Here is a 1,653-nt window from a genome sequence, read left to right on the forward strand (position 1 = left end):
GGAGCGCATCGGCTTCGTGCTGCTGAGCTTTTGGGCTATAGTGACATTGATGCCGTTGTGGTGCAGGCTGATAAGGATAATGCTGCGCTTTTAGAGGTTGCTGAAAACCTCTTTCGCAATGAATTGTCTGTTATTGACCGTGCGCTTTTTGTCCAGACTTACCGCGAATTGTGGGAAAAGAAGTATGGGGAAATTAAGGTTGGTGGTGATCATGGTAATCAATATACAAAGGACAAAGTGGCAAAGGGTAAAGTTTACCCTTTGCCAAAAGATGGTTCTTCAGAGCATAACGAAACTGGGTGTGAAGGAGACAAAGTGGCAAAGGGACAAGTTGTCCCTTTGCCAAAAGATAGTTCTTCAGAGCATAATGAAACTGGGTGTGAAGGGGACAAAGTGGCAAAGGGTCAAGTTGACCCTTTGCCAAATGATGGTGACTTGAATGGCAAAATGCAAAGTTTGCACTTTGCCAAACATGTAGCAGATCGCATTGGTTTATCGAAGGAGTCAGTGAAACGTCTCAATCGCATTTCCCAGCATTTACAGCCGGAGTTGCGGTCTGTTTTGCGGGGGACGGCATTGGCGGATAACCAAGCGCAGTTGTTGAAGTTGGCGAAGATGGAGCCGGTTGCGCAACGGCGTGTGGCGATTGCTTTGCAACAGGTTGATGGGGATTTGAGGCGGGCTGTTGATTTGGTCAATGGGATTAATACGCCGCCGCAAATTAATGAACAAGAGCGGGTTTTTTCTCAGTTATTGGGTGTTTGGCAGAGGGCGGATGCGCAGACAAAGGCGCGGTTTTATGATTATTTGAACAAGCAATCGGGGGAGGTGCTGTCATGAAGAGGCATGGTTGCGGGCAGCTTGATTTTTTCCAAAAGCCGGTTTTTCCTTGTCGTGAACCCGTTGCACAGATTGATTTAGGGCGGTTTCGCTCACGCATTAAGCGTGCGATGGCGCGGGCTTTGCGTGAATGCCGGCATGAGCGCAGTGTGATTGCGGAGCGTATGGCGCATTATTTAGGGATTGGGTGTTTAAGTAAGGCGAGTTTGGATGCTTATGTGGCAGAAAGTAAGCAGGTGGATATTTCCCTGCCGCGGTTTAAGGCATTTGTGCGGGCGACAGAGGCATTTTGGCTCTGGGATGAGGTGGTGAGTGAAGATGGATTGTTGCTGTTGCAAGGGGATGAGGCACGTTTAGCAGAGATTGCGCGGCTTCAGCAGGAACAGCGGGAGATTGCAGCGCAATTGAAAGCTATGCGCGCAACGCCGGTTCGCATTAAAAGGGGGCAGCCATGAAGGAATGGTTTACTATTGCCGAATTGGCTGAGGCAGCTTTGCCAGGGTTGCCGAAAACATATAAAAGTCTTGAAAACCACGGACGGGCATATTGGAGAAAAAACTCTGAACTTTCGAGGAAAGTGGGAGGCAAAACCAAGCCGGTTTGGGAGTATCACATCTCTTTATTGCCGGAGGGGGCGCGGGCGGCATTGTTGGTGCGGTTTGGTGGGGCTGTTGATGTGAAACAAACGCAAGGGGAGCAAAAGGCAAGTATTTGGGTGCGTTATGAGGGGCTTTCAAAGGCGCATAAAAGGCGCTGTGAAGAGCGTTTGAAGGCACTTTGCTTTTGGGAAGATTTGCTCCATGCCGGTATGGG

General features: G+C 49.5%; 3 protein-coding genes. All 3 read left to right on the top strand.

The features are described from left to right. A partial coding sequence (locus ACFINZ_RS09480) for a ParB N-terminal domain-containing protein (RefSeq protein WP_375701397.1) occupies window positions 1-840 on the top strand: 840 nt, incomplete at its 5' end. Further along, complete coding sequence (locus ACFINZ_RS09485) at window positions 837-1,295, top strand: hypothetical protein (RefSeq protein ID WP_012232200.1); 459 nt, start codon at window positions 837-839, stop codon at window positions 1,293-1,295. The genes ACFINZ_RS09480 and ACFINZ_RS09485, both read left to right, overlap by 4 nt. After that, window positions 1,292-1,653: DNA-binding protein (locus ACFINZ_RS09490; RefSeq protein WP_375701398.1), on the top strand; the 362-nt coding region annotated here is incomplete at its 3' end. The genes ACFINZ_RS09485 and ACFINZ_RS09490, both read left to right, overlap by 4 nt.

The organism is Bartonella sp. AA81SXKL, from assembly GCF_042196945.1.
Lineage (GTDB): Bacteria > Pseudomonadota > Alphaproteobacteria > Rhizobiales > Rhizobiaceae > Bartonella.